This window comes from Pseudomonas sp. MIL9, from assembly GCF_016887925.1.
Classification (GTDB): domain Bacteria; phylum Pseudomonadota; class Gammaproteobacteria; order Pseudomonadales; family Pseudomonadaceae; genus Aquipseudomonas; species Aquipseudomonas mohnii.
The window spans coordinates 242,660-267,502 of sequence record NZ_JAFEHE010000002.1; the positions used below are offsets into that span (position 1 = coordinate 242,660).

Here is a 24,843-nt window from a genome sequence, read left to right on the forward strand (position 1 = left end):
TTAGCCCTGCTTCGGCGGCGGGCCACCTGGAGCCCACTTCTCGCGAGAGGTAAATAGGAACAACTGCGAGTTGTCTGCAGACATAGGCGCTTCGCGTGCAGCCCAGGCGTCATCGTGCTTGTCCATGTCTGCGTCGTATTCGATGTGGCAACCCAGAGGGCTGTTGAAATACCAGAACCAATTGGAGCCGTAGAGGTGGCGGCCGGGGCCCCAGAAACTCGTCCAACCCTTCTGCTGAAAACGGGTACCAGCGAGGAGAACTTCTGTGCCACTGCCCATATGAAAGGTGAAGTGCTCGCAGCCCTGCATGTGCGGAGGGGTCTGAATCATGAACAGGCAGTGATGGTCATCCGTGCCTTTCGGTCGCATGAAGGGGCCGACACCAATGAATCTGTCGGTGGTGACGAATCCCAGTCGATCGCGATAGAAGGCTTCACCTTTTGCTGCGTCGGGGACGAAATACACGACGTGCGAAAGCGTGCGCGGTAGAGCAACCATCTCGGGAGTGATGCCCAGTTGGTTGACCGGGCGTTGTGGCGCGCTGCCCGGGGCGTTGGTTAGGTCTGCTGGGGCATCGAAGCGACGACGCCAAGAAACCTGGAAGGCAATAGCAAAACCAAGGTCATCTACTGTATGCAGGGTGCCATTCGCATCGCGACGTACCTCGCGATCACGGCTCAACTCATCCTCGATTGCGGCGAGATCGGTGGAGCTTGCAACCCCATAGATAGTCTCGCGCAGTGAAGGTGCGGGGCCCATTGCCGGAGGTAGCTCCGGATCTTCTGGGCGACGGATGATAATGGCCGATCCGTCTAGGGACTCAAAGTGTCCACTTTCGGCATCAATGTGTACTGCGGTCAGTCCGTAATCACGAAGGCAATCAGCGCAGGCTTGCAGGTCATCGACGCCGAATACCAAGGCATCAAGGCCAAGAATGTTCATGGTTACCACTCCATTAAAATTATGATCCGGCAGCGGAGCCGGTGGTGGTGTCACTGCGGTAGGCATGCCGCGCGACTGGAGTGGAGGGTGCTGTCTGAGGCAGTTGCTGACTAATCGCAACTTGAGATGCCAGCTATCCGAAAACTCGATACATGGTTGGAGAGCCAACTAGGAGAGGGCTGTTCGACGACGGGGAGGAGGCTAGCTTGACGCATCGAGAATATCGGGCGAAGGTATCTCAAAAATAACTACAACAGCGGAGATGCATCGCCATGCGATTTCATCACTTGGATCTGAATCTTCTCGTGGCGCTAGACGTGCTTCTGGAAGAGCAGAACATTACCCGTGCTGCCGAACGCCTCCATATGACCCAGTCCGCTACAAGCGGCGTGCTCGGCAGACTCCGAAAGTACTTCGAGGACGAATTGCTTGTGCAGGTAGGTCGGTCAATGCAACCCACGCCCTATGCGCTTGAATTGGCAAAACCAGTACGCGAGGTGCTACTGACGATCCGTTCCTCCATCACAGCAAAGCCGCTTTTTGATCCGGCATCCAGCAAGCGGCATTTTCGCTTAATCACGTCGGACTACCTGATCAGCGTTGTCTTTGCGCAGGTCATTCAGCGCATATACAAGGCCGCACCGGGGATCACGTTTGAGATGCATCCTCCTGGGGATCAGGGCGTGGAGATGATCCTTCGTGGGGAAATCGACCTGATGATTGTTCCGGAGCGCTATCTGATTGAAGGGCACCCATCTCAATTGCTGTTTGAGGAGGAGCATGTATGCGTTATTTGGAGTGGCAACAACTCCGTGGGCGAGGTGTTGACGCTGGAGCAGTACGTAGAAATGGGGCATATCTCTGTCGGGTTTGGTCGGTCTCGACAACTCAGTATTGAAGACTGGTTTATGAATCAATACGGCTTCAAGCGTCGACTTGAAGTCATTACCAACGACTTCAACACGCTTCCACAATTGATCGTGGGCACTCATCGAGTCGCCACCATGCACCGCAGGCTGGCTGAGCTTTATTCACGATACCTGCCGCTTCGCATCCTTCCACCGCCGGTGAAGATCCCTGTTATGAGAGAGATCATGCAATGGCACCGCAGCATGGATGGTGATCCCATGCACCGCTGGCTCAGAGAGACTGTCCACGATTTTATCCAAACGCCGGAGGAGGGCGGCAGGTAATTCGATTACCCGCATTGCTCAAGGGAGTGAGCAACTGCTGCACTTTATTTTGCGCCCATGATATGCAGAGTTGTGCGGTGTTCTGCTTCCAGAACCCGAGTTAATGGGTGGCTCTTGTACGTTGTATCGTGTTTCGTGATACCTCGCATCCTGACTCGCGATTGGCCAAATTTGTTCGCGCTGAATAACGTCCTGCTGGGGCCATGCCGAGATAAGGAGAAAATTCATTCATTTAGGCTGTAGGCTTCTGTTCTGTAAGGCTTTTCTGCAGAAGTGGCCACATCAGAGCCGTGGGCTGGTGAAGGTACTCGATGCTGTGGAGCGTGATGCGATTAAGCCAGCAGAGAAACGGTTTGGCTAAGGCTTAACGGGGGCATGCCGAGATAAGGCAAAAATTAGGACATTTGTTCTGTAACCTGCTGTGTCTAAAGGATTAATTTTGAGAGGCGCTGCTCAATTGCGGTGGCTAAATATTGATCAATTATCTCTGCCGAGATAATTGCAGATAATTCCCGCCGTCCGTACTCAGCGCGAGTTCATAAGATTGGAGAAATGCCGAGTTAGAGGGCCTGCGAACAGCTTTGGTCGAGGCTTTGCGCTTCGACGCATATGGCTGCTTAGCACTGGGGGCTCTCCCAGAAGCGACAAAGGCGGCCTCAACGAGACCGCCTCAAACCAAGTTTCATCACCGGTACACGTACCCGGGAGAGGAAGCTCTTGGGCAGGTTTCAATAATAACACCGATCAAAGCGTCACTGCCAAAGCCCTCTCGCACTGCCGAGTAGCCTTCAAGTAATGTTCATTTGGTCTCTCTCGAAACTACGGTGCGGATGGTTCGAAGCCATCATGCGCAAACTCGGGGCCAAGATGACATTATCAAATGGCCAATTATCCTGGAGGCAGTTATGGGAAGACTCCGCGAAAAACTGGGTTTGCCGAAAGGCCACTACTACCTGCACGTCGCCGTGCTGGCGGGCCTGCCGATTTCGTTGATCTCCGATTTGGCGAGCGAGCTGGAACGGTCGGCGGAGCAGATTGCGGAGTGGGTCACTGCGTCCCCCGACAGTACCGTGATGTCTATGCAGGCAGGTGAGGTGTTCTGTCGTCTTATCGAGATCCTCGATGCGCTATTGGAGCTGCACGAAGGTGATCTAGGAGGTTCGCTCCGCTGGCTAACGGCACCGAATGTCGTGCTGTCCAATGAGAAGCCGGTCGAGCTACTGGTAACCGGATTTGGTACGCGCGCTGTGCGGCAGGCTATTCGTTCGATTGAATATGGACTGCCAGTTTGATCCCTGCCGAGGGCGGCCTTTGAGCTGGAAACACAGGGTCATGTACCTGTTTCATTACCGCTGGTAGTGAGCGGCGTATGCCCGAGCAGTTTCAGGTGCGTGATGGCTTCGGCCAAGCGCTCCTGCAGGATCTGCGCTTGCTGCGCCTGGGTCGCGGAGGTCTCGCTTAACCGAGACACCTCCTCCTGCAATGTGCTGCAGCGCTGTTCCAGGGCCTCATTCGCGCGTTCAGCTCCGATCAACGTGCGCTGAGCGGCTTCCAAGGCCTGGACCTTCTGCGCCAATAGCTGTTGCTGTGCATGCTGCTCTTTTTGCAGCTGCCGCGCCTCTGTGAGCAGGCGCGCATTGTCGCGGTTCAGTTGGGTCAACTCGTCCTGTTTGACGATCAGGGTCTGCTGCAATTGCCGTAGTTCCAGTTGCAGTTGCTGCATCTGCGACTCGTGGCGACGCTGCTCCTGCTCACGCTGTTCCTTGCTGGCCTGGCGATAGTGCTCCAGGGCATCACGAGCATGTTGATGCTTATCTTCCAACGAGAGGATTTGCTCATCGCGATCCCGCAGGCGCGTTTCTTGGTCTTGGTTGGCTTGCTGTAGGCGGGCATTCCCGACCTCAGCCTGCTGACGCATCTGTCGTTCCTGCAGTAGCGCTTGCTGGGCAGTCTGGAGCTGCTCCGTGAGCTCAATGCACTGACCTTCCAGCTGCTGGATACGGCTTTCTGCCTGCTGAACCTGGTTCTGGTAATCAAGTCGTTCCCGAGCCAGTTGCTCGCGCTCGTGCGCCACCTCGGCCTTCGCTTCCTCCCTGAGCTGATCCGCCAACTGGCCCACCAGGTTGGCCAACTGCTCGCTGAGCGGCAGTACGACAGCGCTCCGATCGGAGTCAGCGTCTTCGAGTTCTTTCAGGTAGCGGTGAATGGTGGTTTTTGAACCAGTGTTTCCCAGTTCGACCCGTATCGCATCGATGCTGGGGTTCTCTCCTCGCGCCAGGATGGCCTGGCGGGCCTTCTGAACCAGCGCCTTATTGATGCCGCCGCGGGCCATGGTCTGCTCCTACGATTTCGTATTGGATTACATACCACGTATTTACATACTAATTTGTTCTGAAGTAAAGCAGGATTTGAAGGATGAAATAAGATAAAATAACCGAGACTTATTTAATGGGATGGGCGAAAATGGCTATTTTTCAGTCGTTTTCCAGTACACATAGGGCAAACCCCAGGCGATGAAGGACGTCGAGCGCTATCTGCATGCCGGCACGCGGGAAAACACCCGCCGCAGCTACCAGTCGGCCGTCGAACACTTCGAGGTGACTTGGGGCGGCTTCCTACCGGCGACCGGTGACAGCATCGTGCGCTACCTGGTGGACTACGCCGACACTCTGAGCCTCAGTACGATGAAGCAGCGGCTGGCAGCCCTCGCCCAGTGGCACATCAACCAAGGCTTCCCCGATCCAACCAAAACACCCACAGTGCGCCAGGTACTCAAGGGCATCCGCACCCTGCATCCGGCGCAGGCTAAGCAAGCAGCCCCACTGCAGGTGCAGCATCTAGAACAGGCAGTTCAGTGGCTGAATCAGGAGGTCGAACGCGCTCAGCAGTCGGGCGACTTGGCAAGTCTGCTACGAAGCCGACGCGACATGGCGTTATTGCTGGTCGGCTTCTGGCGGGGGTTCCGCAGCGACGAGCTCTGCCGCTTGCAGGTTGAGCATGTCCAGGTTGAGGCCGGCGCCGGCATGACCTTGTTCTTGCCGCAGAGCAAGGGGGATCGGGAGAACCTTGGCACGACCCATTACGCTCCAGCCCTGAAACGCCTCTGTCCGGTACAGGCTTATCTCGACTGGATCAGTGTCGCCGGCATAGTACGAGGGGCCGTGTTCCGCCGCCTGGATCGCTGGGGGCACCTGAATGACAGAGCGCTGCATCCCGGCAGCCTGATCAGCCTGCTACGCCAGATATTGCAGCGTGCGGGTATCCCGGCTGAGCTGTATACCAGTCATTCGCTGCGCCGCGGCTTCGCCACCTGGGCCACGGCCAATGGCTGGGATCTCAAGGCACTGATGACCTACGTGGGCTGGAAGGACATGAAGTCAGCCATGCGCTATATCGACCCCGCTATTTCTTTTGGTGGCCTAGCAGCTCGACCCGCCCTTGAACTTAATGCTGGCACTTTGACTCACTCGCCAGCTTCTCACTAATATCGACGCAGGACAGGAGTGACTGTGCAATGAGTACACAGACAAGCATCGAATGGACGGAAATGACTTGGAACCCCGTGGTGGGATGTACCAAAGTTTCGCCAGGCTGCAAGCATTGCTACGCCGAAAACATGGCGCACCGGCTGCAGGCGATGGGGACGCCAGGATATGAAAACGGTTTTCGCTTGAGTCTGCGACCGGAGAAGCTTCAGGAGCCGTTGCAGCGCAAGAAACCGACGATTTACTTCGTGAACTCAATGTCTGATCTGTTCCATGAACATGTGCCAGACGATTACATCGATCAAGTCTTCGAGGTGATTCAGAAGGCCTCTCAGCACACATTCCAAATACTCACTAAGCGTGCCGAGCGCCTAGCTACATACTTCGGCAGCCGGACACCGCCTGCCAATGCCTGGCTGGGGGTGTCTGTTGAGGATCGCGAGTATGGAGTGCCAAGGATCGACTGTTTACGCCGTGTAAACGCCACTATTCGCTTTCTCTCTGTTGAGCCACTGTTGGAGGATTTGGGAGAGCTGGATCTGACTGAGATTCACTGGGTGATCGTTGGTGGTGAGTCAGGGCCGAAAGCCCGGCCGATGAAACAAGAATGGGTGGATAACATACACCAGCAATGCGATTCATTCGGCTCAGCCTTCTTCTTCAAGCAATGGGGCGGCTGGGGCTCTGATGGAGTGAAACGCTCGAAAAAGGCCAACGGGCGGCTGCTGAACGGCCAGACCTGGGATGAAATTCCGCTACTCAATCTCGCCTGATACCAAAATAAGGAATGCAGATGGCCAAGGATGAAGAGAAGTATCGTTGGGATTGGGGAACGCAGACCTTCCCGACCATTGATCCGCACAGCAGGATCAAACATCAGATTATTGATGATTACATACAGGCCTACATTGATGTTCTGATGCGGAATCAGCAGATGCCGGAGCTGGGGCTATCCATAGTTGATGGTTTCAGCGGCGGCGGCATCTACCATGACGGCGCTGGCGGCACCCACTTCGGCTCTCCAGTAATTGCACTGGAGGCCATTCAAGAATCAGAGGTGCGTAACAACCAGGGTCGCATCAAGCCGCGCACCATTCGCTCGCAGCATTATTTCGTAGATGTGAAACCTGAAAACATTGCTTGCCTGCACGCTGTACTGGCCGCTCGCGGCCATGCCTCTCGAGTGGGTAGCGATGTCCACCTGCATAGTGCCGAATTTACCCAGGCCCTGCCAATCATTGCGCAAAAGCTCAAGTTCTTCGGGAAAGGCGAACGCGTGCTTTTTCTCTTGGATCAGTATGGATACGGCGACGTACCATTTCCCAAGATCAAATGGATTTTCCAGAATCTGAGCAGTGCAGAGGTTCTGCTTACATTCAATGTCGACTTCCTGGTTACGTACCTTGCTGACCGACAGGCAAACCGCAAAGCTATTTCCAATATCGGCTTAGATCACCATGTGCCATGGAGCACGCTGAAGGAGTTGAAGGCACATCAGCCTCGAAATTGGCAATACATCATTCAGCGCTTCCTTTCGGAGGGAATCAAACAAGAAAGCGGCGCGGAGTACATGACCGTATTTTTCATCCGTCCAGCTGGCAACAACCCGATGGCCTATTGGTTTATCCACCTGGCGAACAACTACCGTGCCAACGATGTAATGAAGAAAATTCACTGGAAGTACGGCAATAATTTTTCCCATATGCTGTCACCGTCCAGTTTTTTCGGATATGACGCCAATCGCGATATCGCCGTAACTGGGCAGCCTGATCTTCTTTTGGATGAACACCATTTTGATGACGCAACGGCCGATCGCATCCGTGATGAGCTCTCAGAACTCCTCCCCAGGCAGGTTTATGATCGTGAGCGGCAGCCGTTCAGCGGACTAATGACCGGACTGACGAATTACACCATGGCCGACGAGCTACGTGTAAAGCAGGCTCTGGATATGGCGATCGCTACAGGCGATGTGCTTGCGGTCGGAAAGGACGGAAAAACGAAACGCCGCAAAGGCACAAGCATCAAATCCACTGACACGCTGATTGCCCCTCCACAGAGGCCAATGTTTTTTCTGCCGCCGGTGAAGAAGACCAAGCCCGAAAGCTGATTGCAATCGACGTGCGCACGCGCGAAGGCGGATCACGGCTCATGGTTTGCTTCAAGATTAACCAACGGAGCTTGAACCTCGGCCCGAACACAAGCATTCGTGGCGCGCGGCGGGTCAACCTTTAGTAGCGCAGTGTGGCTGCCGCTATCTGCAGGCTGCCGGAGCACTCTGGAATGAGCTTTATAGGCGATTATAAAGTGATTATAGAGCGATTATAGAGCGATTATAGAGCGATTATAGAATCTGATTTTTTGGCCCAATTTGAAGGCTATTAGTCCAGATAAGTCGGCTTCCAGCGCTTTCTGCGCAGGGATGTGCTTGATGCCCTGGCCGTCATTCCTGGCCACTGAGACTCCGATCCGCTTCGAGCAGGTAAGCGGTCTGGCCTGTTTACTCAGGGGTTTTGGTGTATTGCGCTCCAGCCTCAATGAGGCCTATCAGGGCCCGCGTCGGTTATGCAGGCTGTTGGATGCCAAGATCTTCGGGCTCTCGCACGGCAAGTCATGGTTACCATCATCGAGGATACGATTAGGCAGGAGCAGCCATTTCCTCAGGACTGGCTCGGGCAGCGCGTCTGCTATGTCTACGATGAACCCATTATCGAGGGCGTGACTCTGTGACCAGCACTATCAGTCTGCGAATCCTCTTGCGTGAGCGCTGGCGGGAGTGATCGCAGATGGCGATCCCGCCATGGTGGGGTTGTAGGTTTAATGGGCCCAACAGTACGCATCATAGGCACTTATGGTCTTGGCTTCGGGGCTAGTTGACTACCATAAGCGATCCCGTGCTTGAGCAGATTACCCAAGCGACTGAAAAGACCTACGAGGCATCGAGACCGGTTGCTTCAAATAACCAGTTGCTGGCCTGAGGGGGCATAGCTGCGAACAACACGAACCGGACGCATAAAAGAAAGCCGCCCGAAGGCGGCGCTGAGCGACAGGCGCTCGGACTCTTGGTTCCGCTTACTTCTTCAGCGATTGCAGGTAGTCCTTCAGGGTCTGATCGTCCGCAGATTTAACCGTCATGCCATTCGGGCCGCTACCGATGTCGGTGAACTGCTTGGCCGGCTCGCCGGTTTTCTTGAATTCTTCCAGTTCCTTAGAGCCTTCGCGGAACACCCACAGGCGGCCATCTTCGACTTCGGTGACAAAGCCAGGCTTGTCGTACTGACTGGCGAAGGCGGCGGTGGCGAACAGGCTGGTCAACAGCATTGCAGTCAAAGTCATTTTTTTCATCGCAAGGTTCCTGCTTGGGTTAGAGATGCGATGAAGCCTAAGGCTCTTCTGATGACGAAAAGATTACAACATTCATATATGCGATTAGGCAGATGTTACTGAGTATTTCTAGCTCACGATATCGGTCTGACGGCAGCAGGAAGCCAGCAAAACCAAGCTATTGACATCACTTTCCGGGGAGCTCGCGCACCGGATGATGATTTTCGCTTTACTGTATATTCGATAAAACATATATTTGCTAAACCATATTCGATTCGAGATTTGGCAATGTCTAACAAGACCCGCGTGCTGTTCGTTTGTGTGGCTAACGCTGCTCGCTCGCAGCTGGCTGAAGCGCTGCTGCGACACACTGATTCCGAACGTTTCGAGGCATTCAGCGCCGGCACTGAGCCTGGTGAGGTTGATCCGCGCACCCTGGATGCGCTTGAGCACCTTGGCGTAAGCACCGAGGGGCTGCGCAGCAAGTCCATTGATGAGTTTGCCGGCGAGCGTTTCGAATACGTCATCACACTGTGCGATAAGTCGTCTTTGGAGTGCCAGGCCCTTCCAGGTGCTGGTGAGGTACTGGCGTGGAACTTTGAAGACCCGGTGACCAGCACCCAGCCCGACGCATTCCGCCACACCCTTCACGAGATACACGAGCGCATCAAGATGTTCGTGCTGGTGAAAACTAAACGTTGAGACCTCTATGGCTGACCACCTGACACCGACCACCGTATTCAAATGCCTGGCTGACGAGACCCGCGTTCGCCTGATGCTGCTCATCACCCGCGAGGATGAGTTGTGCGTTTGTGAGCTGACCTGCGCGCTGGATGAAAGCCAGCCGAAGGTTTCCCGCCACCTAGCACAACTGCGCAACTGCGGTCTGCTGGAAGATCGCCGACAAGGCCAGTGGGTCTATTACCGCCTGCACCCCAGCCTACCGGACTGGGTGATCGCTGTTCTGAAAACCACTCTGGATGCCAATCAGCATTGGCTCAGCCCGGATGCCAAACGCCTCGATGTGATGGGCGACCGCCCGCAGCGGCTCGCTGCCTGCTGCTGAGCCGCACTCTACTTTTACGAGATAGCTCGATGAAGATTTTGTTTCTCTGCACCGCCAACAGCTGCCGCAGCATTCTTTGCGAGGCTGTGTTCAACCACTTGGCACCGGCTGGCATGAAAGCCTACAGCGCCGGCAGTCAGCCGAAAGGTGTAGTGCATCCGCTAAGCCTGAAAACGCTGGAGAGCGCAGGTATCTCGACTACAGGGCTCTTCAGCAAATCCAGCGATATTCACGAGAGTCTAGCCCCTGACTTCGTGATCACGGTCTGCGACAAGGCTGCCGGCGAAGCCTGCCCGGTATTTTTTGGGCCGGCGACCAAGGCTCACTGGGGGCTGGCTGATCCATCGGAATACCAGGGCAGTGAGGACGAGATCGAAGCCGCTTTTGCCGCCACCCTGGAGCAGATTAAAACCCGCGTTGAAGCCTTCCTGGCTTTACCGCTGCAGATGGATACCGAGCAACTCAAGGCTGAGCTGGCCTTGATCGGTACGCTCTAACTCTGGAGGCATGAGGATGAGCAAAAGCCGCCTTTCATTTCTTGATCGCTACCTGACGATCTGGATCTTTCTCGCCATGGCCATTGGGGTCAGCCTGGGCAGCCTGTTCGAGGGCCTACCGGCCAGGCTCAACAGCTTGTCGGTAGGCTCGACCAATATCCCGATCGCCATTGGCCTGATCGTGATGATGTACCCGCCGTTGGCCAAGGTCAGGTATGAAGAGCTACCCGAGGTGTTCAAGGACAAGCGCATTCTCGCGCTGTCGCTGATCCAGAACTGGGTGATTGGCCCGGTACTGATGTTCGCCCTGGCGGTGATCTTCCTGCGCGATTACCCCGATTACATGACAGGCCTGATCCTTATCGGCCTGGCGCGCTGCATTGCCATGGTACTGGTGTGGAACCAGATCGCAGGGGGTAATAACCAGTACGTTGCTGGCCTGGTCGCGTTCAATAGCATCTTCCAAATCGTGTTTTTCAGCCTGTATGCCTGGATCTTCCTCGGCCTGCTGCCACCTTTGTTCGGACTACAGGGCAGCGTGATCGACGTGAGCTTTGTCAGCATCGCCGAGTCCGTACTGATCTATCTCGGCATTCCGTTTCTGGCTGGTTTCATGACGCGCAAGCTCCTGATCAGCCGCAAAGGCGAAGAGTGGTTCAACCAGCGTTTCATCCCCCGCATCAGCCCGCTGACGCTGGTCGCTTTGCTGCTGACTATCGTGGCGATGTTCAGCCTCAAGGGCGACATGGTGCTGCAACTGCCGCTGGATGTGCTGCGCATCGCCATCCCGCTGACCATTTACTTCGTGGTGATGTTCTTCATCAGTTTCTGGATGGGCAAGCTGTTGGAGGCTGACTACCCACGTACTACCGCGCTGGCCTTTACCGCTGCCAGCAACAACTTCGAACTGGCTATTGCTGTGGCTATTGCCACGTTCGGTCTGGCTTCGCCGGTGGCCTTTGCCACGGTGATCGGCCCTCTGGTGGAAGTGCCGGTGCTGATCGCCCTTGTCGGGGTGGCGCTGTGGCTCAAGCGCCGCTGGTTCGACCAGCCTCGCGCAGCACTCGCTCAGGAGTAGACGTATGTCTGAAGAACACATCCCCAATCTCGATGCTCAACTAGTCGATCTGCCCACCCTCGACAAACTCGGCGGCCCTCTTACCGTCAAGCACAAGCCGCGCATCTTGCTGCTCTACGGATCGACCCGCGAACGTTCGTTCAGTCGCTTGCTGACTGAGGAAGCCGCTCGCCTGCTGGAGCACTTCGGTGCCGAAACTCGGATATTCAATCCATCTGGCCTGCCGCTGCCGGACGATGCTCCAGATAGCCATACCAAGGTGCAGGAGCTGCGCGAGTTGATGCAGTGGTCGGAAGGACAAGTCTGGTGCTCGCCGGAGCGTCACGGCTCGATGACTGCCGTATTCAAGGCGCAGATCGACTGGGTTCCGTTGGCCATGGGTGCAGTCCGCCCAACTCAAGGTAAAACCCTAGCGGTGATGCAAGTCTGTGGAGGCTCGCAATCCTTCAACGTGGTCAACCAGCTGCGTGTACTTGGCCGCTGGATGCGCATGTTCACCATCCCGAACCAATCGTCTGTCCCGAAGGCTTTCCTGGAGTTCGATGAGGCTGGCCGGATGAAACCCTCGGCTTTCTATGACCGCGTAGTGGACGTGATGGAGGAGCTGGTGAAGTTCACCCTGCTGCTGCGTGAGCGTTCCGACTACCTGGTTGACCGCTATTCCGAGCGAAAGGAATCGGCAGAAGAACTCTCGAAACGCGTTAATCAACGTTCCATCTGAAGGATTTTTTGATCGTGCAACAGCATCCGTACTCCGTGCTGACCTCCGAGCAGGTCAAAGGCCAACTGATCTTCACGCCGTGCCCTGGTACCAAAGACACATCGGTCGCTGAGGCGCTGGACACTCTCAAAGGGGCCGGTGCTTCAGCCTTGCTGACCCTGATGCCCACCGAAGAACTGACCCAGAACGAAGTCGAAAATCTGCCTGGGCAGTGTCAGCAGCGCGACATCGAGTGGTTCCACCTGCCGGTGGAGGACGATCAGGCGCCCGGTGAGCGATTCCAGGCGGCGTGGGACGTTAATCGCGAGCGGATCAAGCAGTTGCTCACGGAAGGTAAGAACATTGCCATTCACTGCAAAGGCGGGTCGGGTCGTACCGGCCTGATTGCCGCACAGCTGCTGATCGAGTGCGGCGTACCACTGCGCGAGGCGATCAGTGATGTGCAGGCGCTACGCCCCCGTGCGATTCAGCACCCAGCACATACCCACTACATCAGCCAGTTCGACACAGCCCAGTCGTAATTCCCCGCAGCTAGCCGCCCCGAGAGAATACAAACATGAGCATCAAAGTAGGTATCAACGGTTTTGGTCGTATTGGACGTCTCGCCTTGCGTGCAGCCTGGAGCTGGCCAGAGTTCGAGCTCGTACAGATCAACGACCCGGCAGGTGACGCAGCGACTCACGCCCACCTGATCAACTTCGATTCGGTGCATGGCCGCTGGAACAACGAAGCCAGCGCCGAGGGTGATCATGTCGTGATCGGTGGCAGCCGCATCAAGGTCACCGCCAATAAGGCGATTGCTGACACCGATTGGTCGGGCTGCGATCTGGTCATCGAAGCCAGCGGCAAGATGAAAACCGTTGCAGTGCTGCAGGCCTACTTGGATCAGGGGGTGAAGCGTGTGGTGGTGTGCGCGCCGGTCAAGGAGAAAGGTGCACTGAACGTGGTTATGGGGGTCAATCAACACCTGTTCGATCCCACTCAGCATCGCATCGTTACCGCTGCGTCCTGCACCACCAACTGCCTAGCTCCTGTGGTCAAGGTCATTCACGAGAACCTGGGTATTCGCCACGGCTCGATCACTACTATTCACGACCTGACCAATACCCAGAGCATCCTCGACCAGCCGCATAAGGATCTGCGTCGTGCTCGTGCCTCGGGCATGAGTCTGATCCCGACTACCACGGGTTCGGCCACGGCCATCGCAGAGATCTTCCCCGAGCTGCGCGGCAAGCTGAATGGCCATGCCGTGCGCGTACCGCTGGCAAACGCTTCTCTCACCGACTGTGTGTTCGAAGTCGAGCGCGCCACTTCTGCAGATGAGGTCAATGCGCTGCTCAAAGCCGCCGCCGATGGCCCGCTAAAGAATATCCTCGGCTACGAGGAGCGTCCCCTGGTCTCAATTGACTACCGCACCGATCCACGTTCTTCGATCATTGATGCACTGTCGACCATGGTGGTCAATGACACCCAAGTGAAGATCTACGCCTGGTATGACAACGAGTGGGGATACGCCAACCGCGCTGTAGAGCTGGCCAAACTGGTCGGTTTGGCCAATTAACAGGGAGCGATCATGAAGGCGTTGTCAGCCCTTTCCCCGGAAGTGCGCCAGTATCTGCTGGTCACCGGCAACTACTGGGCCTTTACCCTCACCGACGGTGCCTTGCGCATGTTGGTGGTGCTCCACTTCCACACCTTGGGCTACACGCCGCTGCAGATCGCGGCGCTGTTTCTGTTCTACGAGATCTTCGGCGTTATCACCAACCTGGTGGGCGGCTATCTCGGGGCTCGGCTGGGCTTGAATCGCACCATGAACATTGGCTTGGGCCTACAGGTTGTGGCGTTGTTGATGCTCACTGTGCCCGTCGCCTGGCTAACCATCCCTTGGGTGATGGGCGCGCAGGCCATGTCGGGTATCGCCAAAGACCTCAACAAGATGAGCGCCAAGAGTTCGATCAAGCTGTTGGTGCCTGACAACCAGCAAGGCACGCTCTACAAGTGGGTGGCGATCCTCACTGGCTCGAAGAATGCGCTGAAAGGAGTTGGCTTTTTCCTCGGCGGTGCGTTGCTGGCATTGATGGGGTTCACGGGCGCAGTGCTGGCGATGGCCGCCGTACTGGCCCTGATCTGGATAGCTAGCCTGTTCCTGCTGAAGAAAGACCTGGGCAAGGCCAAAGCCAAGCCCAAGTTCCGCGACATCCTCTCCAAGAGCCGGGCGATCAACATTCTCTCTGCGGCCCGGCTGTTCCTCTTCGGTGCCCGTGATGTGTGGTTCGTGGTGGCCTTGCCGGTCTACCTGAGCACCGTGTTTGGATGGGACTTCTGGCTGGTGGGCGGCTTCCTGGCGGCTTGGGTCATCGGCTACGGCATCGTGCAGTCGTTCGCCCCGAACATCACCGGGAAAAAACGTGGTCATGTCCCCGATGGGCGAGCTGCTTTTGTTTGGGCGTCACTGCTGGCTGGCTTACCTGCGGCTATTGCCCTTGGTCTTTCGGCGGGGTTGTCGCCTCAGGTTGTGCTGCTGGGTGGGCTGATGCTGTTCGGCGTTCTGTTCGCTGTGAACTCGTCGCTGCACAGCTACTTGATCGTCAGCTACGCCAAGGAGGATGGCGTGTCGCTGGATGTGGGCTTCTACTACATGTCCAACGCGCTGGGGCGACTGATCGGTACGTTACTCTCGGGCTGGGTATTCCAGGCTTATGGTCTGGAGGCCTGCCTGTGGGTTTCCAGTGCGTTTGTGCTGGCCGCTGCGCTGATTTCCATCGCCTTGCCCAGGCACCTCGATGCGGCTCCGCAGGCCTGATCAAGCGGCTCAGAGCGGAGGCCCTCAGGCCTCCGCCGTTGCCAAAAACTGTTCGATCTCGGTTGCGGTGCTACGTGCCGTACGGGTCACCCCGATCAGGGTTGCTGAAGCCGATCCCGTCCATTCGCCATAGCCCACCAGCCAGAGCCTGGGTTCGTGGACGGCGCGAGTCCCCTCAACCTCGACTCGCCCCTCATCGTTGATCAGCCCCAGGTTGGTCAGGTGACCCAACGCGGGTTTGAAGCCGGTGCACCAGATCACTGCATCGACCATGGTCTCCGTGCCATCGGGCCAAACCACACCATTACGGGTGAAGCGTGTGAAGGGGCGAACTGCGTGCAAGACGCCACGTTCACGCGCTTCGACCACGGGCGGTACCATCACCACATCGCCCAGCCCGCCCACTGGTTGTTCGATGACGCGACCTTCCTGCTGGGCTTTCCAGCGGTCGGTCGCTCGCTCGAACAACACACGACCATCGACATCATCGGGCAGAAACAGCGGCTTGGTGGGCGTCACCCAGGTGGCTTCGGCCACTTTGGAGACCTCTGCCAGGATCTGTGCCCCGGAGTTTCCACCGCCTACCACCAGCACCCGTTTGCCTGCGAACGGCTGGGCCTCGACATAGTGGGCCGAATGCAACTGCTGGCCGCGGAACAACTCGGTACCCGTATAGTTGGGGATATGGGGATTGCTCCAGGTACCAGTAGCACTGACCACTGCCTTGGCATCCCAATGCCCTTGCTCGGCATGGACGCGCAGCGCGCCATTGATGCGTTCGACCGAGGTGACTCGCACTGGTCGCTCGACCGGGAACTGGTAACGCGCCTCATAGCGTGTCAGGTAGTCGATGACGTGATCACGCGTCGGGTAACCCTCTTGAACTGGCGGCATCATCCAGCCGGCAATCGAACTCCAAGTCGCCGGCGAGAACAGTCGCAAGGAGTCCCAGCCATGACGCCAAGCCCCGCCAGGGCCATCCTCGGCATCGAGCATCACAAACGACAACCCCGTACGCCGCAGAAAGTACGCGGTGGTCAACGCGGCTTGGCCGCCGCCGATGATGACTACATCCCACTTATTTTCAGGGCGAGCTTCCACTGAGGGACTCCAAACAGACCGATTGCGCAGTGTAATCGCCCGAGTCAGCCTGAACGCTGATCTATCTCAGGCAATTACCTGCTCAGTTGCCTTCGCGATCTGACAACTCATTTACTCTATGTTCTGGAACCAGATCGACCAACGGAGCGATCATCATCTGAGCAGTTCGAACCCAGGAACTCAACGTCTCGAGATCTAATAGCACTGATTCGGCTACCTCCCAGACGGAGGACTCCTCGGTCGTAACTGGCGGTAGAGTGCCTTCGACCAACGCCTGGGCCATCGTATGCAGCTTCAGCAACTCGTCGCGTATAGCAATCATCCCACCCAGCTCAGCCAGGCTAGTGTCAAGTCGATCGACCAAACCGAGTAGCTGTGACGTATCGAAGCTGTTGCGTAGCTTCTCCAATGCGGCGGCGTCCACCTCGCCGCACGGCGTAACGTGAAAGGATGCGGGAGGAATTTTGATCATGGGGCCAACTCGGTATCGGCCTGGCGGGGCGTGCTGACACGCAGCGAGCCGGCGGCTTGTTGAAACACCGAATCCTTGATCCAAGGCTCCGGTGGCCGATTGAGCTTGAGGTTGAACTCGCCGAAGCGTTTGACGTTGCTGGTCAGGTAGGGACTTAGGAACGACACGTCCTCATCAGTAAACTGCCAGCCCTCGCGTGCCAGTTTCTGCAGGATACGCATCATGTCCACAGTGTTCTGCAGGATCACCGACGAGGCCACCATGTCGTTGTAGCGCAGTCGCTTCTGTTGCTCGTCCGGATCGTTCTCAGCAATCACATCGCCGCCGAAGGACAACCACTTGGAGAATCCGTTGTAGGACTCGATCTTGTTGGTGTTTGCCGTGACTTCCTGGCGCAGCTCGCGGCTACCGATCCAGTTGAGCAGGAATATCGTGCGGATCACGCTGCCGAGCGCCTGTGCCGCGTGGTAGAGCTTGTTGCGCCTGCTGTAGGAACCGAGTTTTCGCAGCAGCATAGGCGAAGAAATTTTGCCGGCCTGGATTGATAGCGCGACCTGCATCAGATCCTGCCAGTGGGTTTCGATCAGGTGCCAGTCGGCAGTGTCGGTGAACAGGCGGTTGATGTGCTTGTATGATACGCCGCGATCCGGCCGGCACATCACTAGGTCGCGCCAGTTGCGGATACGCGGCATCAGGTTGATGCCCAGCAGATGGGTGAAGGCAAACACCGTGGCCGACTGCCCTTGGGTGTCCGAGTACACCGTATCGGGTTCGACGCTGAGGTCTATTTTGAGTAGCCCCTCGATCACATAGATCGCCTCCCAGATACCCGGCGGGATGAAGTGCTGGAACACGGCGATGTAGTTGTTGGCCACATGCCGGTAGGCCACAGCCCCCATTTTGCGGTAGCGGAAGTGGTAGCCGGCCAGCAGATTGTCGTCATAGAAGTCGAACTGCGTACCGTCCGCGGCCACTGCCTTGCCATCGCCCCAGAGTTTGGGCAGGTCAAGCTGTAGGTAGAGTTCCACCAACTCGCGGTTGGCCTTGTCCAGCTTCTCCAGCGAGAGGTGACGGCGATTCGTGTAGGACAGCATGTGTGGCGTTACATTACCGGTCAGATGCCGCGCGGCCTGGTTAGGGCCTAGGTTGCAGCCCATGGCGAAGATCGTCATCAGGTAGCGCTCGGCAGGTTCTTTGAGCTTCGGCTCGTTACCGGACATAGGCCCGAAATGCCGAGTGAACTGAATCCAATGCTCGATGTTGGCCATTATGTCGAGCACATGTCTGGTCGGCATGCGCTGCATGAGCGCAGTCTGTAGCGAGATAGCCGAGGGCGGGATATCTCGAGCGGTCACTCGGCGGAGAACCGGCTCGCCGGTTTCGTTGATCGATACGTCCCCTCGGCATGATGGGAATTTCTCGTCTAGTTGCTGCGCTGTTTCCTCAAGCTGGGCCTTGAGAGAGGCAACAAACTCCTTCGCTGTACCAGGCAGCCCCATTTTTTCGCAGTAGGCCGGTAGTCGCTGGAGACATTCTTCCCAGGGCAGCAACTGCTTGCGATAGTCGGCGAAGGATTCCGACCCTTGCACGCACATGTCGCCGGATCGCAGCTCGCTGGCCAGGTAAGAGAAAACGCAAACCTCCAGATAGCGTCGGTTGGTCGGTGGTCCCTCACTGGAAGGACGGCGAACGACCTTGACCCAGCGATCCGACGCAAACGACAAGTCAACGTGCTCGTCGATCCACTCTCGGTGTAGGTTCTCGCTGTCCTGGATCAATTGAAGTGCCTGAATCAGCGACCGATCCTGAGTCGTGGGCTCCAGTTGAAGAAGGTGGCTGAGGCGGAACAACAGCGATCGATGGGATCTGAAGTGCTTCCAGATCAGCGGCAGGTAGTTGTTACCACCGGTAGCCTGAACTTCGGCGCAAGTCTCGCGCAACCGATCCAGATTACCATCGGGGGAGAGGTATTCGCGAATCAGGCTGCCGGCCTCCTGATCATCCGGTTCTTGAACCAGAATCTGCACCACGCCGTCCAGGGTCGCCGCCAACTGCTCCAGCTTCTGGCGTTGCCTAGCCTGGATTTGCTCCAACTCCTCCTTGGCGCGTTTATGAATCGTCGAAATCCGTCGGATGAACATCTCGGCCAGGTGATCTCGTGTCCGCACGCGCATGCGATAGATCAAAGCCAGCATCAGCGTGTAGCGTTTCGGTAGCGAGCAGTCTTTCAGCTCGGAGACGTCCGATGCTGCTGCCTGGGCAGCGAAGTGGCGGATCTTAGTATCGACGATGCCCTCAAATATAGCGTCGAGATTCCCGAAGCTTTCCAGCCAGGCCAAGTGATCGATCAGTACTTCCAAGTGCTTGCGGGACGGCTTCTTGGGCGCCTGCTTCAGGGCATTGAAGTCGCTTTGGCGTCGGCCGAAGTCAGTGTCGAGCAGTTCTTTCAGCTTGTAGATCACCTCGATTGGGGTTCTGGTTACCACCAGGTTGAATATTTTGTCCTGGGCGTCTGCCCGCGCGTGCTCCGCCAGGTCGTTCAGGGTCGAGTAGGCGGGCAGCTCATAGTTTTGACGCAGTAGTTCGTCGATCACCGCATTGATAATGTCCGCACGCTGTTCGAGGAGAGGAGCCATCAACTGCGCATGCGCGACTGCAATGCCCTGACCATCAGAGCCATAGAACGGCTGCACCCCGAGCCGCTCTCGCACTGCGTTCATATGACGGTAAAGCTGCATCCATTTGTAGGGCGATAGGGCGACCTTACTGCGCAGGCCTATTTGAGTACGGATGAAATCAACGACTGGATCAGGTACCTCAGCGATTTCTGGAAAGTATCGGAGTACCTGGAAGGTCTTGAACAAAACAGCGAGGTTCAGTCGGAATGCAGCATTGGCGCGACTTTTGATCCAGGTAACTTCTTCCTCGGAAAATGTGAATTCGCGCTGCAGCTCGGCCCTTGAATACGAGCGCGACAGAACTGGATAGGCAGTACGTTCGAGGGATGCCATGGATCACTCCTTTCCTGAGTCAACTGGAAAAGATAGACCACGCATCTGAAACAGCCTTTTCTGTAGAAAATATCCTTTAAAAACATAACTCTACAGACCAAATGAATGAATTTTCTCCTTATCTCGGCATGACCCCCTGCTCTGATCGTGCCCGGCGTGCCTGAAGTTCCCGGGTTCGCCTTCCGACTGCAAAAAGGACAATAAAAAATGTTTCGCTACTTCCCCACTAATTACGTTTGGAACCTGTCGGTGGATCTCGCCATCGAAATGGGTGCTCGCATAGGCGAGATCGAAGAGATGTGCGCGCCTTTACAAGAGGCTGCGAACCAACCCGACGCGGCCGGCACCGCAGCATTCCGTGAGACGTGGTCAAAGATGGCAGACAAGCTCTGTGGTCTCGCTGAGGAGGACGAGGTTGCTGGCCGGCGACTATCTGCGGGCGAAAAGTACAACCGTGCCGCCACCTACTACCTCACGTGTGAACGTCTGCAAGCTCATGGTGCACCGGGTCGTAAAGAACTGTACCAGCGTTTTTTAGAAACTTTCGCCCGTGGCATTGCCCTGTCCAAAGAGAACTGTGAACGCGTAGAAATCCCCTATGAGGGCAAGGTCATCTCGGGCCTCTATGTGCGCGCGGAAGGTGTCGAGGGCCCGGCTCCGTTGCTGGTACAGGTCAACGGACTGGACTCGACCAAAGAAATGAAATACCGCGTTGGCTTGCCGGCATGGTTGGCCAAGCGCGGCGTATCTTCGCTGGTCATCGACCAGCCAGGTACTGGCGAGGCGCTACGTTTGCATGATCTTACAGCTCGCTATGACAGCGAGCACTGGGCCAGTCAAATCGTTGATTGGTTGGAAAACCGATCTGAAGTTGACCCAAAGCGTATCGGTCTGGAAGGCGTTTCCCTGGGCGGTTACTACTGTCCTCGCGCAGTTGCCTTTGAACCACGTTTCGCCTGTGGCGTTGTGTGGGGGGCCAACCACGATTGGCGCGATGTGCAGAAACGCCGACTCGAGAAGGAAGGGAGCTTGCCGGTACCTCATTACTGGGCACATGTCTGCTGGGTTTGGGGGGCGAAGGACATCGATGAATTCATGCAAATTTCGGAGAGCGTGCATTTGGACGGCATTCTCGATCGCATCAAGGTACCTTTCCTTGTAACCCATGGAGAAAAGGACTCTCAGATCCCGCTCAAGTGGGCTCACCGCACGTTTGAGCAATTGGTAAATAGCCCCAAACGCGAGTTGAAGGTCTTTACCGGCCGAGAGGGTGGCGTGCAGCACTCAAGCTTCGACAACAGCATCAACGCTGGACAGTACATTGCAGACTGGGTCGCTGAAACCCTGGGTGGACGTACCGCGTGAAAACAGGCTCTGCCTGCGTCAAGCGCAGGCAGAGCCTCCGGCTAACCAGATCTTATTAGTGTCATCGGCGTGTATTCGCGATTCGATGTTGCCGCCATGCAGATGGCTAATCATGCTTGTTAGACCCGGAAATCCCGACGCGGCAAATTCAGAGTCACTCCTCGCAACCGAAGTACGTTCTTGGGGCTTACGAAGCCTGCACTCATCGTACCGTCGCTCAAAACTACAGAGGGATAACACTGCCCGCTGGAGCGCCTCCATGTCTTTCTTTCCCAGTTGAATACTGATCGAACGGTTCATCGTTTGGCCCTCAAAGTCGAATTTGCTTGAGGGTTTTCGTGGGCGAAGGAACCCATCCTAGGGAGGAGGAAACACATTAAATTTATTGAACACCTTCTTGTTTTTGTTAGTCGCATAGGTCGCTACGAGGAAATGCGATGGCATCCGCGCTGGCTAGACCGTCGACGTAACATTCTTCGCGGCCCAAGCCTTTAAACGCCGTCAAGCAGCGTCCAAGCGTTGCGGTTTTTGTCCTGAATTCGTCAAACGAGCGCTTCGGGACAGGCCGCAGATCAAAACAACCTAGATTTTCGTGGGAATGCCGCCACGGCAACTCAACGTTGAAGAAAACTCTGAAGGCCCCGAAAACAGCGGCGTGTACGCTAAATAGGCCGGCGACTCGGCTTTTGTCCTCATATCTCAAAAAGTCGGCTGAAGGCCCTGGTTTCATTGTGTTTCGGTGGGCTGAACGCCTTTATTCACAAGGCCTCCAGAGCGACGATCGCTCATTTTGTCCTCGTTTCGCAACGGTCACAGAGTTTGGACGGCAGAAGCGTATTTTTCGAATCAGTGTCTTATGAGCCTCATGAACATTTCTAACATGGCATCTGGTTTAACATAATATACATTATGCGAACCTAAGCATACGAAGCCTGGGTGTCTTTCCTGCCGCTTTTCACCTGGTGACCAGGCTGGCCAAGTCGAATTTTGCGCATGCGAGAAAACGCCGTGACGAACATTACGATTCAAGTCGCCATGCTTCCTGACGCATGGCGTTTAACGCAATTTGATGCTGTTTCACGCAAACAACTCAAGCGCCGCATCATCCCATTCGTGGCCACGCTCGGACCAGCCATTGTCACTTTGCGGTGGGAATCCGGTACGGCAATATCCTTGTTTCGCCGTGAAATCAAATATGGCATGCGGGTAATCGTTGATCAGCAGCGCAGCCTTGCTGTGATCAACCGACCAGCCGATCTTCACGCTGGAAGGTTTGTGTTTGTCTGAAACGTCCGCCACGTTGTAGATATGCAGCGCATCCTGAATCGGGTTGCCTTCAGCCGCTGTGTCCAGCGCGTAGAAATAGCCGGTATCTTCGTCGTCTTCGAATACGACAACGTAAGTTCCTACCTCCGCAGGTGCTTCTGTGACTGAGCCTTGGCCTACATGCAGTTCAGATTCGGCTGACAGGTATATTGGCATCGGGTATTCCTTTACGGGTTGAATGTCTGGAGCATTCGATAATGCCAAGAGCCATTGGCGGATCGCAACGGCAAGATGACGGCGGTTAACCTGCCCTACGCCACCGACAAATAACTGATAATTATAACTAAACTAAATATCCATTTAGTTTAGTTATAATGGATGGGCAATTATTGGACGATAGAATACGACGGCACCGCCCCTGTCCGCATCCACTGAGATCCGGATCCCTGATCCAGCAAAATTTCGTCGTAAAGGCTTTCAAGACGATATGGTAGCGCTCCCCTACTCTGCTCCATCAAATGATGCGCTAGAAGGCCCCGTTTGCTCTTATCCAGGCCGTTGAACAGTTTCAACCACAACGCTTACGTGTTTACATTGGTGGCTGTCGCTTTCGCCGAACCCACTGTCGCTTTATGTTTTATCGGTTGGATCAGAGATCGCCTCGGCGATGGTTGCAGATTCGCAAGGTAAATATTGTTTCGGGATAGAGGGTTCGACTGGGCGTCGTGTGAGGGCTAACTGGGATTTACTGCGAATCTTCTCTTCCCACTTGGCACGTTCCTGTGTGATGTTTTCGATTCGGACCTTCCTGTCTGTGGTTCTGAGTGTGATCAGTGCCGCAACCAATACCGATATGACAGCGGTTGATAGAATGTCTAAGAGGTCCATGTTTTTTCCGATAACAGTTGACGGAAAATGCTTTGCTTCGCTTGCCCTTGTTCAGCGAAGCAGAAAAAATCATTTCGATATTTGCAGGAGCGCTATTCTTGGTTTTTAATTCGTCTTAGTTGTGTAGGTGTCACGCCAAGTTTGGTGCGCAGTATGCGTGTTAAATGCGCCTGATCCGAAAAGCCGCAATGATATGCAATTTCTTTAATCGAAAGTTCTCCATTGTACAGCAGGCGCTTCGCTCGCTCGACGCGCTGCTCGGTGACAAATGTATGTGGTGAACAATGAAATGATTCGCTGAACTTCTTCGAGAATGTCCAGACTCCCAAGCCTACTGCGTCGGCCATTTCATCCAGGCGTATGGATTGTTCCAAATGGCTATCGATAAAGTCGAGCAAATGTTTTTTCTGCTGTTGAGATAGGCGGCCAGGCGTACAGGATTCTTTAAAGGTGACGCTGGCGAAATTTCGGAGAAGATGAATGGCTAACTGCATGCTCAAGGCCTCAACATACAATGATCCACCAATTCCACGACTTCTCACTTCGCTTGTAATTGCGCTGACAATAGATGCCAGAATCGAGTCTTGCGTGCGCAGCAGATCATGTAGGCGGACCTCTTCAATCGGCCGCTCCATCACATCCATGGCAACACGTGACATCAGCGCATTGGAAAGATAGAGGTGAGAAACATCAATGTCCTCGGTCCAGTTCCAATGGGAGTCCTGTGACATTGTAAGCAGGGAAATATCGCCCGGAGCGCAAGCGGTACGCGTCCACCCTTCGTCCACGCATCTATCCATCGGTGTATGGCCCAGGAAATAATAAACGATCATGAAATGATCCAGGGGTGGGATAAGGACGTCCTGACCTTTGTATCGATATGACCGCTGCTCTATATCTTTCCAACCGAGTTCTTCGCTTGAGCTGAGAACTACGCCTGGCACCCACTTGAGAAGTTCTTTTGGAGTAATGACTGTCGGCATACTTAAAGTCTCATTTGAGGGCCGTCACCCTTGCTCTTACTGCGCTCCTACGCAGAATTGAAAGCACCCAAGAGGTGGTCGGCTGGTATTGTTTTTATTAGTATATGCAGCATGTCGGGATACTAGCATGGGATTCTCAGTGTCGAAAGAGATATCAATCGCCATGCGTCTTAAAGTTATTATAAGAAAACATGGCGCCAATATTAAAAAGACATAAAAAATACCAACTAACTCCCATGAGCAGATGGTTTCGATTTTTTCCTGTCCAAGCAAAAAAACGGCCGCCTGTGGGTGGCCGTAAAGGGGCTGCGAGACGTAGTTCTCGCAGCGGAGCGACTTATATCAGGCCTTCACCATGTCCTCGATGACCTTCTTAGCGTCGCCGAACACCATCATGGTCTTGTCCAGGTAGAACAGTTCATTGTCCAGGCCGGCATAGCCGCTGGCCATCGAGCGCTTGTTGACGATGATGGTCTTGGCCTTGAACGCTTCGAGGATCGGCATGCCGGCGATCGGCGACTTCGGATCGTTCTTCGCGGCCGGGTTGACCACGTCGTTCGCGCCGAGCACCAGCACCACGTCGGCCTGACCGAACTCGGAGTTGATGTCTTCCATCTCGAACACCTGGTCGTAAGGCACTTCGGCCTCGGC

General features: G+C 55.6%; 23 protein-coding genes. 14 read left to right on the top strand and 9 right to left on the bottom strand.

Translation table 11 applies throughout. The annotated features are described in order from the left end of the window. Positions 1-942 (bottom strand): VOC family protein, encoded by a 942-nt coding sequence (locus JQF37_RS03115; RefSeq protein ID WP_130204400.1) that lies wholly within the window; start codon positions 940-942, stop codon positions 1-3. 272 nt (positions 943-1,214) lie between these two features. Here JQF37_RS03115 and JQF37_RS03120 point away from each other — a divergent pair, with 272 nt between their 5' ends. Both JQF37_RS03120 and JQF37_RS03125 read left to right on the top strand, forming a co-directional pair. Then, on the top strand, positions 1,215-2,135 hold the full coding sequence (locus JQF37_RS03120) for a LysR family transcriptional regulator (RefSeq protein ID WP_130204401.1): 921 nt from the start codon (positions 1,215-1,217) through the stop codon (positions 2,133-2,135). A gap of 905 nt (positions 2,136-3,040) precedes the next feature. Beyond that, a complete protein-coding gene (locus JQF37_RS03125) occupies positions 3,041-3,427 on the top strand; it encodes an antitoxin Xre/MbcA/ParS toxin-binding domain-containing protein (RefSeq protein ID WP_049688555.1) in 387 nt (128 codons plus the stop codon). A gap of 38 nt (positions 3,428-3,465) precedes the next feature. Here the strand turns inward: JQF37_RS03125 and JQF37_RS03130 are convergent, their stop codons facing one another. Then, a complete protein-coding gene (locus tag JQF37_RS03130; RefSeq protein ID WP_049688556.1) occupies positions 3,466-4,467 on the bottom strand; it encodes a DNA-binding protein in 1,002 nt (333 codons plus the stop codon). Between the two features lie 181 nt (positions 4,468-4,648). On the opposite strand from JQF37_RS03130, the gene JQF37_RS03135 reads away from it, so the two are divergent. Genes JQF37_RS03135 through JQF37_RS03145 form a run of 3 tightly spaced genes read left to right on the top strand, consistent with a single transcriptional unit; the run spans position 4,649 to position 7,727 of the window. Continuing rightward, complete coding sequence (locus JQF37_RS03135) at positions 4,649-5,620, top strand: site-specific integrase (protein ID WP_096006315.1); 972 nt, start codon at positions 4,649-4,651, stop codon at positions 5,618-5,620. 29 nt (positions 5,621-5,649) lie between these two features. Then, positions 5,650-6,393 carry a phage Gp37/Gp68 family protein gene (locus JQF37_RS03140; RefSeq protein ID WP_096006316.1) on the top strand — a complete coding sequence of 248 codons (744 nt, stop codon included), beginning with the start codon at positions 5,650-5,652 and terminating at the stop codon, positions 6,391-6,393. 20 nt (positions 6,394-6,413) lie between these two features. After that, a complete protein-coding gene (locus tag JQF37_RS03145) occupies positions 6,414-7,727 on the top strand; it encodes a three-Cys-motif partner protein TcmP (RefSeq protein ID WP_096006317.1) in 1,314 nt (437 codons plus the stop codon). A 962-nt stretch (positions 7,728-8,689) separates the two neighbouring features. Here JQF37_RS03145 and JQF37_RS03150 read toward each other — a convergent pair. Beyond that, the gene (locus JQF37_RS03150) at positions 8,690-8,962 is read right to left on the bottom strand and encodes a hypothetical protein (protein WP_096006318.1); all 273 of its coding nucleotides are present in this window, start codon (positions 8,960-8,962) and stop codon (positions 8,690-8,692) included. Positions 8,963-9,229: 267 nt separating this feature from the next. On the opposite strand from JQF37_RS03150, the gene JQF37_RS03155 reads away from it, so the two are divergent. The 8 genes from JQF37_RS03155 to arsJ are packed head-to-tail and all read left to right on the top strand — an operon-like array spanning position 9,230 to position 15,106. Continuing rightward, the gene (locus JQF37_RS03155; RefSeq protein WP_204149530.1) at positions 9,230-9,643 is read left to right on the top strand and encodes an arsenate reductase ArsC; all 414 of its coding nucleotides are present in this window, start codon (positions 9,230-9,232) and stop codon (positions 9,641-9,643) included. A 7-nt stretch (positions 9,644-9,650) separates the two neighbouring features. Next, the gene (locus JQF37_RS03160; RefSeq protein ID WP_165671521.1) at positions 9,651-10,007 is read left to right on the top strand and encodes a metalloregulator ArsR/SmtB family transcription factor; all 357 of its coding nucleotides are present in this window, start codon (positions 9,651-9,653) and stop codon (positions 10,005-10,007) included. A gap of 29 nt (positions 10,008-10,036) precedes the next feature. After that, a complete protein-coding gene (locus tag JQF37_RS03165; protein ID WP_065336089.1) occupies positions 10,037-10,504 on the top strand; it encodes an arsenate reductase ArsC in 468 nt (155 codons plus the stop codon). Between the two features lie 16 nt (positions 10,505-10,520). Then, positions 10,521-11,582 carry an ACR3 family arsenite efflux transporter gene (gene arsB, locus JQF37_RS03170; protein ID WP_096006320.1) on the top strand — a complete coding sequence of 354 codons (1,062 nt, stop codon included), beginning with the start codon at positions 10,521-10,523 and terminating at the stop codon, positions 11,580-11,582. A 4-nt stretch (positions 11,583-11,586) separates the two neighbouring features. Further along, complete coding sequence (gene arsH, locus JQF37_RS03175) at positions 11,587-12,303, top strand: arsenical resistance protein ArsH (RefSeq protein ID WP_034073044.1); 717 nt, start codon at positions 11,587-11,589, stop codon at positions 12,301-12,303. Positions 12,304-12,317: 14 nt separating this feature from the next. Next, a complete protein-coding gene (locus JQF37_RS03180; RefSeq protein WP_204149531.1) occupies positions 12,318-12,824 on the top strand; it encodes a cyclin-dependent kinase inhibitor 3 family protein in 507 nt (168 codons plus the stop codon). Positions 12,825-12,859: 35 nt separating this feature from the next. Beyond that, positions 12,860-13,864, top strand: coding sequence for an ArsJ-associated glyceraldehyde-3-phosphate dehydrogenase (locus JQF37_RS03185; protein WP_204149532.1), 1,005 nt, complete (start codon positions 12,860-12,862; stop codon positions 13,862-13,864). A 12-nt stretch (positions 13,865-13,876) separates the two neighbouring features. Beyond that, positions 13,877-15,106, top strand: coding sequence for an organoarsenical effux MFS transporter ArsJ (gene arsJ / locus JQF37_RS03190; protein WP_096006323.1), 1,230 nt, complete (start codon positions 13,877-13,879; stop codon positions 15,104-15,106). Positions 15,107-15,130: 24 nt separating this feature from the next. Here the strand turns inward: arsJ and JQF37_RS03195 are convergent, their stop codons facing one another. The 3 genes from JQF37_RS03195 to JQF37_RS03205 form a co-directional block, all read right to left on the bottom strand. Continuing rightward, the gene (locus JQF37_RS03195) at positions 15,131-16,207 is read right to left on the bottom strand and encodes an ArsO family NAD(P)H-dependent flavin-containing monooxygenase (RefSeq protein ID WP_204149533.1); all 1,077 of its coding nucleotides are present in this window, start codon (positions 16,205-16,207) and stop codon (positions 15,131-15,133) included. A gap of 82 nt (positions 16,208-16,289) precedes the next feature. After that, positions 16,290-16,679, bottom strand: a complete 390-nt coding sequence (tnpC, locus tag JQF37_RS03200; RefSeq protein WP_096006324.1) for a Tn3 family transposase post-transcriptional regulator TnpC — start codon at positions 16,677-16,679, stop codon at positions 16,290-16,292. Then, on the bottom strand, positions 16,676-19,690 hold the full coding sequence (locus JQF37_RS03205; protein ID WP_116804322.1) for a Tn3 family transposase: 3,015 nt from the start codon (positions 19,688-19,690) through the stop codon (positions 16,676-16,678). Before JQF37_RS03205 ends, tnpC begins: the two co-directional genes overlap by 4 nt. Positions 19,691-19,897: 207 nt before the next feature. Between JQF37_RS03205 and JQF37_RS03210 the strand changes: the two genes are divergently transcribed. Next, positions 19,898-21,055: a prolyl oligopeptidase family serine peptidase gene (locus JQF37_RS03210; RefSeq protein WP_130204402.1), complete on the top strand. Its 1,158-nt coding sequence runs from the start codon at positions 19,898-19,900 to the stop codon at positions 21,053-21,055. Between the two features lie 1,077 nt (positions 21,056-22,132). On the opposite strand, the gene JQF37_RS03215 is transcribed toward JQF37_RS03210, so the two are convergent. From JQF37_RS03215 to JQF37_RS03225, 3 genes are all read right to left on the bottom strand, one after another. Next, on the bottom strand, positions 22,133-22,537 hold the full coding sequence (locus JQF37_RS03215; RefSeq protein WP_130204403.1) for a DUF2251 domain-containing protein: 405 nt from the start codon (positions 22,535-22,537) through the stop codon (positions 22,133-22,135). Between the two features lie 764 nt (positions 22,538-23,301). Beyond that, entirely contained in the window at positions 23,302-24,192 is an 891-nt protein-coding gene (locus JQF37_RS03220; protein WP_130204404.1) for an AraC family transcriptional regulator, read from the bottom strand. 342 nt (positions 24,193-24,534) lie between these two features. After that, positions 24,535-24,843 (bottom strand): NAD(P)(+) transhydrogenase (Re/Si-specific) subunit beta (locus JQF37_RS03225; RefSeq protein ID WP_204149534.1); only part of this gene is annotated, 309 nt, incomplete at its 5' end.